The sequence below is a fragment of the Rugosimonospora africana genome (assembly GCF_016862975.1).
In the GTDB taxonomy this organism is placed as follows: Bacteria; Actinomycetota; Actinomycetes; order Mycobacteriales; family Micromonosporaceae; genus Rugosimonospora; species Rugosimonospora africana.
On the sequence record NZ_BONZ01000060.1, the window covers coordinates 22,508 to 29,742 of the forward strand.

The following is a 7,235-nucleotide window of genomic DNA, read 5'->3' on the forward strand; positions in this document are numbered from 1 at the left end:
AGCGGTCAGCCGCGCAACGCTGCCAGGATCGGTCCTGCCTTCGCGGCCGCCTCGTCGACCTCGGCCTCCGGGTCGCTGCCCCAGGTGATGCCGCCGCCGGCCCAGACGTGTGCCCGCCGCCCGTCCACCGCCACCGTTCGGATGGTCAGCCCCAGATCGAGGCTGCCCGGGGCGATCCAGCCCAGGGCGCCCATGCTGGCCCCCCGCCCGACCGGCTCCATCGCCGCGATCTCCTCCATCGCCGCACGCTTCGGCGCTCCGGTCACTGAGCCGCCCGGGCACAGCGCCCGCAGCAGGTCGGCGAGCCCGGCCCCGGGCGCCAGCGCGGCCGAGACCGTCGAGGTCGCCTGCCACAGGTCGCACCACCGGCGCACCGCGTACAGCTCGTCGACCCGCACCGATCCGGTACCGGCCACCCGCGACAGGTCGTTGCGGGCTAGGTCGACGATCATCACGTGCTCGGCGCGTTCCTTGTCCGAGGCCAGTAACTCGGCGCGACCGGCCGGGGTCGCCGGCCGGGTGCCCTTGATCGGGCAGGTGCTCACCCGGCCGCCGGCGACCCGCACCAGCGTCTCCGGGGACGCGCAGGCGATCGCCCAGCCCCGCCCGCTCAGCACGCCGCCGTACCGGGCTCCGGGCAGCGCGGCGACCCGGCGCAGGGCCGGCATCGGGTCTCCCTCGTACCCAGCGCTGGCATGCCCGACGACATTCACCTGGTACACGTCGCCCCGGCCGATCGCCTCGCGTACCCGCCGTACCGCCGCCGCGTGCTGCTCCCGGGTCCAACTGGGCCGCCACGGACCCAGCCGCCAGCCGGCCGCCGGTACGGTGCCGCGGATCCGGGCCGGTACCCGATCGTGCCCGTACCCGATCGCGACCAGATCCGGCAGTCCCTCGGCCGGGTTCGCCGGCCCGGGATCGGCCCCGATCATGACCGCCGACGCCGCGGCGGACACGAAGACGGCCGCGCCGCACAGGTCGCCGTCCCGGCAGGCCGAGCCCGCCGGCCGCCCCGGCTGCCCCAGCCGCCCGGCCGGGTCGCCGGCCGGCACGCTCAGGCCGCCGGTCGCCACGCTCAGGTCGCCGGTCGCCACGCTCAGGTCGCCGGTTGCCAGGCCCAGGTCGTCGAGGAACGCGCACAGTAACGCCGCGGGATCGCCGGAGTCACCGATCCGCCACTCCAGCCGGGAGCGCTCCCGAACGGTATCCGCACACTCAGACGGCGCGCCGGGTGCTTTATCGGACAGCGCGTCCGGCATACCTAGTACGAGTGGATCGAGAATAGTCATCCGAAGGGTTGATTCTTTCGGTGAGGAGCCGTTACCTGCTCGAAACGGCGTCGTCCGGCAGGGTAGCGTGCGTCACTGGTCATGTGAGGGTTGCCACAACCGCCCACATACTCACCCCCGTCTCCCATACCTAGCTGTACCGCCCGGAGCCCCCTGATGTGCCAGCACAAGCCACCCTGTCCGCCAGCCGACGCGATCGACCGGGACGCGTCCCGTGTCGTGGCCTCGTTCCCGGAGCAGGGCTGGAGCCTTCTCTGCAACGGCGTGATCCTCTTCGAGGACACCGGTGAGCTGCTTCCCGACGGAAGCAGCGTGGCTCCGCACCGCGGTCCCGCGCCGCACACGCTCTGCCACGCCTGAGGGCGTGAACCCCGACCGGACGGCTCGACGCCGCCCGGTCATGTGTGCGACCCAGCCGCCGGCCGGGTCGCGACCGGCGGCGTCACGGTGAGCTACTCGGCGAACGCTTCCGGCGGCGGGCAGGAACACACCAGGTTCCGGTCGCCGTACGCGCCGTCGATGCGCCGCACCGGCGGCCAGTACTTCCCCTCCGTGGTACCGGCCGGGTAGGCCGCCACCGACCGCGGGTACGGGTGCTTCCACGCGTCAGCGGTGAGCGCCGCCGCGGTGTGCGGCGCGTTCGCCAGCGGATTGTCGCCCGCCGGCCACTCCCCCCGACCCACGGAGTCGATCTCCGCCCGGATCGCGATCATCGCCTCGACGAACCGGTCCAGCTCCCCGAGATCCTCGGACTCCGTCGGCTCGACCATCAGCGTCCCGGCCACCGGGAACGACATCGTCGGCGCGTGGAAGCCGTAGTCGATGAGGCGCTTGGCCACGTCGTCCACGGTGACCCCGGTCGCCTTCGTCATCGGCCGTAGATCGAGGATGCACTCGTGCGCGACCAGGCCCTTGTTGCCCGCGTAGAGCACCGGGTAGTGGTCGCGCAGCCGGGTCGCCACGTAGTTCGCCGCGAGCACCGCGACACCGGTCGCCGCCACCAGTCCGTCCGGGCCCATCATCCGCAGGTACGCCCACGGGATCGGCAGGATGCCGGCCGAACCGTACGGCGCCGACGCGATCGCCTCGGGTAGGTGCCCGGCCAGGTGCGAGCGCACCGCGACCGGCCCGACGCCGGGCCCGCCGCCGCCGTGCGGGATGCAGAACGTCTTGTGCAGGTTCAGGTGGGACACGTCGGCGCCGAACCGGCCTGGTCGGGCGTACCCGAGCAGCGCGTTGAGGTTCGCCCCGTCGACGTACACCTGGCCGCCCGCGTCGTGCACCTTCGCGCACAGCTCGGCGATCCCGGTCTCGTACACGCCGTGGGTGGACGGGTACGTCACCATGATCGCGGCCAGCTTGTCGGCGTTCGCCGTAATCTTGCGGTCCAGGTCGGCGAGGTCCACGTTGCCGTCCACGTCGCAGGCCACCACGACCACCCGCATGCCGGCCATCACCGCACTGGCCGCGTTGGTGCCGTGCGCCGACGACGGAATCAGGCACACGTCCCGGCCGTGGTCGCCGCGGGACTGGTGGTACTCGCGGATCGCCAGCAGCCCGGCCAGCTCACCCTGGGACCCCGCGTTGGGCGCCAGGCTGACCGCGTCGTACCCGGTCACCTCGGCGAGCCAGGTCTCCAGCCCAGTGATCAGCTCGCGGTACCCGGCCACCTGGTGCTCCGGCGCGAACGGGTGCAGGTTGGCGAACGCCGGCCAGGTGATCGGTTCCATCTCGGTGGTCGCGTTGAGCTTCATCGTGCAGGAGCCCAGCGGAATCATGCCGCGGTCCAGCGCGTAGTCCTTGTCCGCGAGCCGGCGCAGGTACCGCAGCATCGCGGTCTCGCTGCGGTGGCTCGCGAACACCGGGTGCTCCAGGAACGGCCCGGTGCGCAGCAGTTCCACCGGCACCGCGCCGCCGGCCTCGGTCGCGACGGCGTCGACGCCGAACGCGCCCCACACCGACCGCAGGTGCTCCTCGGTGGTGGTCTCGTCGCAGGCGATGCCGACCCGGTCCGAGTCGACCAGGCGCAGGTTGACCCCGGCCGCCTCGGCGGCGGCCACTACCTGCGCGGCGCGGCCGGGCACGACCGCCGTGACCGTGTCGAAGAACGCGTCGTGGGCCAACGTCACGCCCCCGGCACGCAGCCCGCGGGCGAGCGCGGCGGCCCGGCCGGCGACCCGGCCGGCGATCGCGCGCAGCCCGTCCGGGCCGTGGTAGACCGCGTACATGCTGGCCATCACCGCGAGCAGCACCTGGGCGGTGCAGATGTTGCTGGTCGCCTTCTCGCGCCGGATGTGCTGCTCGCGCGTCTGCAGGGCGAGCCGGTAGGCGGGTGCGCCGTCGGCGTCCCGGGACACTCCGACCAGCCGGCCGGGTAGGCCGCGCTCCAGGCCCGTGCGTACCGCCAGGTAGCCGGCGTGCGGACCGCCGAAGCCCATCGGTACCCCGAACCGCTGCGTCGTACCGACCGCGACGTCCGCACCGGCCTCGCCGGGCGCGCGCAGCAGAGTCAGGGCCAGCAGGTCGGCCGCCACGGTGACCAGCGCGCCTCGGGCGTGAGCCGCCTCGATCAGCGCGGTGTGGTCGCGGATCGCGCCGCTGGCGCCGGGGTACTGCAGGTGCAGGCCGAAGAACTCGTCGGGCAGGCTCTCGGTGTCCAGGTCCACCACTCGGATGTCGATGCCCAGCGGCAGCGCCCGGGTGCGCAGCACCGCCACCGTCTGCGGCAGCGTGTCCGCGTCGACGACATAGACAACGGACGGCACCTTGGTGCTCCGGCGTGTCAGCGTCATCGCTTCCGCCGCGGCGGTACCCTCGTCGAGCATCGATGCGTTCGCCGTGGCCAGACCGGTCAGGTCGGACACCATCGTCTGGAAGTTCAGCAGGGCCTCGAGCCGCCCCTGGCTGATCTCCGGCTGGTACGGCGTGTAGGCGGTGTACCAGGCCGGGTTCTCCAGGACGTTGCGCCGGATGACGGCCGGCGTGTGGGTGCCGTAGTAGCCCAGGCCGATCATCGACGTCAGGACTTTATTGCGTGAAGCAAGTGAGTCCAGTTCGGCGATCGTCTCGGCCTCGGTCGCGGCCGGCGGCAGGTTCAGGGTGCCGTGCCAGCGGATGGACTCCGGGATCGCGGCGTCCATCAACTCCTCGATCGAGGAGTACCCGACGCCGCTGAGCATGCGCTGGATGGCATCCGGGTCGGGGCCGATGTGGCGTCGGGCGAAGGGCAGGTCGCTCATGATCTGGCTCCAGGGGGAGACGGGCCGTTGTCTACGCCCTCCCCCTCTGTCGTGCCCTCCAGAGGTGCCTGCCAGGATCGCGGTCCCTTTTGCCTGAGAGGTTCCGGGGAGGATTTGCCCCTTCGGCGCCACCGGTCCCGGTTGATCCGGTCCGACGGACTCTCCCGCGCTGGCGTATCGGCGATCTCCACGCTACCAGCGACCGCTGGCGAAGGCCGCCCCGGCCCGGCGCCCCCCGCCACGCCGACGGGAGGCGAGACCGGTGCGCGGCCCCGGCGAAGCCGCTGAACGGGGCGGCGAAGCCGTTGAGCAGGGCCGGGCGAAGCTGCCGAGCAGGGCCGGGCCGGCGCCGCCCGGCTAGTGCCCGCCCGGCTAGTGCCGGACCTGGGCCGAGTTCGGGCTGACCATCAGCCCGCTGGTGTTCACGACCTCGAAGTCCGAGCCGGTCAACGTGCCCAGGGCGTGCAGCGCGTCGTTGTCCCACCGGGAATCCGGTGCACCGGACAGGTACCAGGGCGACCCGTTGTCCGCCACGATCACGCCGTACTGCTGCATCGCCCGCGCCACCACCCGGGCCTGCGCCGGCAGCCCGGCCAGCGACACACTCGCCTTCAACCGCAGCCGCAGGCCCATCGCCGGCAGCGACGCGTCCGAGGAATCCGACGCCGCGTGCCGGGCCGGCCACACGTACGAGTTCCGGCTGTGCGACACAGTGATCCGGATCGCGTGGTCGATGTGCCCCGCGGCCACCTCCTGGTACCGGACGAGCCCGGCCAGGATCGGCAGGCCGGCCGCGTCCGCGGACGTCCACCCGGCGGTACGCAGCCGGTTGCCGCGCAGGTCGTAGACCGCCCCGGAACCGGCCTGCCACGCGCCGCCGGACAGCGGACGGGCGGCGAACAGTTCGTAGTCCCGGCAGTGTGCCGGGTCATAGACGATCACGTGCCGGTCGCCGGTACTGGACGGGCCGCCTTCGATCGCCGCGTTCGCCGGCACCGGGTACGGGCCGGGGTCGCTCTCGTCCGCGTACTGGAAGCTGACCCGCACCGTGGCCTGCCCCGCCGGTACGGTCGTGACCGGGATCCCGATCGGCCCGCCGTCCCAGGTACCCGACCCGAAGTCGGCGTGTACGGCGGCGCTCGCGCCGATGCTGGCCACCAGCGTCGAGGAGTTCGAAGCCACCGGGAGCTTGGAGACGTCGGCGTGCCACACGTTGTCGGCCGGGAAGATCGAGCACGCGGCCGGGGCAGCGGGCGAGGACGTGCGCACCGGCGACGGGCTGGGCGACGGGAGCGGCGCCAGACGGACCGCGCCGGACACCGCCGGCGACGGAGACGACGCCGACGGCATGGTGATCGGACCGAGTCCGGCGGCCGGTTTCGACCCCGCCGCGGCGGAGCAGGCCGTGAGGGCCAGGATCGGAACGATGACCGGTACCAGCCGTGCGGGGCGCATCGGGGCAGTCTACGGTCTGTCTCAAAGTCGTGTTTGTTGACTCGTCTGACAGCGTCCTTCTCGGACGTCCCTGACACCGCACCGCTGAGGATGTGGTGGTGGGGTTCCTCCGTCACCGGGGTCGGTTTCACCCACACCTGGGTGTGGGTCAGAGCCTGCCCCTCGGAAGGCGTTGATGACCGGGCCTCGTACCTCGGGGTCCCGGATCTGGGTGTGGTGCTGCTCGCCCCAGACAGCGAGATTGATCGCCGCGTTATGGTCCCGGTCGGCCCGGTACCCACACCCGTCGCAGACGAACATTCGCTGCGACAACGGCAGCTTCGGGCCGACCGTGGCGCATCGGCTGCAGGTGCGGGTCGACGGAAACCAACGCCAAGCGTGTTCGACCTGTCCGCCGCGCCACTGCTGCTTGTAGCACACAATCCGATCCAACTGGGCCCAGGCGGCGTCGCTGATCGCCGCGGCCAACCGCCGGTTACGCAGCAAGCCACGGATGTGCAGGTCCTCCAGCACCAGCCGGTCGTGAGTCTTGACCAGCGTGTTGGCAACCTGATGCAGATACTGCTGTCGAACATGACGCACCCGGGCATGCGCCCGACCCAGCCGAGCCACCGCTGCACGCCGATGCTGCGAACCCCGCTGTTTACGGCTGACCGTCCGCTGCAACCGCCGCAACCGGCCACCGGCCCGAAACAGAGGTTTCGGCGGATCCGGCTCCCGCACCACCTGATCACCGTCGGCGGTCACCGCGACCACGAACGCGTGCAACCCCCGATCGACCCCCACCCACCCACCGATATCACCCTCCGAGCGGGGCCGGTGACACACCGCGGGATGTAGATCAGCCGCCTCCACGGTCAACCCCACCACCCACCGACCGGCCCGGAGGCTGACCGTCGCGGACAGCACCCGACCCCGGCCCGTACGCAGCAACCGCCGCAACCGGCGGGTGTCCTCCCGCACCCGCAGCACCCCGATCCTCGGCAACCGCACCGACCGCGCATGACCCTCACCCACCCGAATACCCGGCCAGCCCCGGTCACTCTTCTGCCGGATCCGAAACGACGGCGCAGTGCGGCTGCGGCGCCTGAACCGGGGAAACCCGACCCGCCGACCCCCACCACGGCGACCGTTGGTGAACGCGGCCAGGCCCCGCCCGAGATCCTGCGCAGCCTCCTCGAACACCTGCGCGCACACCTCACCACGCCACGCCAGACCCGTCGCCACCACCTCAACAGTCCCATCCGCAGCC

At 72.2% G+C, this 7,235-nt stretch carries 5 protein-coding genes and 1 riboswitch; of the genes, 1 reads left to right on the forward strand and 4 read right to left on the reverse strand.

The window, feature by feature from the left end:
* Positions 1-5: 5 nt before the first annotated feature.
* Positions 6-1,289, reverse strand: coding sequence for a chorismate-binding protein (locus Raf01_RS30020; protein WP_239134041.1), 1,284 nt, complete (start codon positions 1,287-1,289; stop codon positions 6-8).
* Positions 1,290-1,445: 156 nt separating this feature from the next.
* Between Raf01_RS30020 and Raf01_RS30025 the strand changes: the two genes are divergently transcribed.
* A complete protein-coding gene (locus Raf01_RS30025; protein ID WP_203921421.1) occupies positions 1,446-1,649 on the forward strand; it encodes a DUF5999 family protein in 204 nt (67 codons plus the stop codon).
* A gap of 92 nt (positions 1,650-1,741) precedes the next feature.
* Here Raf01_RS30025 and gcvP read toward each other — a convergent pair whose 3' ends face one another.
* From gcvP to Raf01_RS49855, 3 genes are all read right to left on the reverse strand, one after another.
* Complete coding sequence (gcvP, locus tag Raf01_RS30030; RefSeq protein WP_203921422.1) at positions 1,742-4,528, reverse strand: aminomethyl-transferring glycine dehydrogenase; 2,787 nt, start codon at positions 4,526-4,528, stop codon at positions 1,742-1,744.
* Between the two features lie 70 nt (positions 4,529-4,598).
* Positions 4,599-4,705: riboswitch (glycine riboswitch) on the reverse strand.
* Positions 4,706-4,900: 195 nt separating this feature from the next.
* The gene (locus Raf01_RS30035; RefSeq protein WP_203921423.1) at positions 4,901-5,983 is read right to left on the reverse strand and encodes a hypothetical protein; all 1,083 of its coding nucleotides are present in this window, start codon (positions 5,981-5,983) and stop codon (positions 4,901-4,903) included.
* A gap of 21 nt (positions 5,984-6,004) precedes the next feature.
* The gene (locus tag Raf01_RS49855; protein ID WP_308442670.1) at positions 6,005-7,213 is read right to left on the reverse strand and encodes an RNA-guided endonuclease InsQ/TnpB family protein; all 1,209 of its coding nucleotides are present in this window, start codon (positions 7,211-7,213) and stop codon (positions 6,005-6,007) included.
* Between the last annotated feature and the right edge of the window lie 22 nt (positions 7,214-7,235).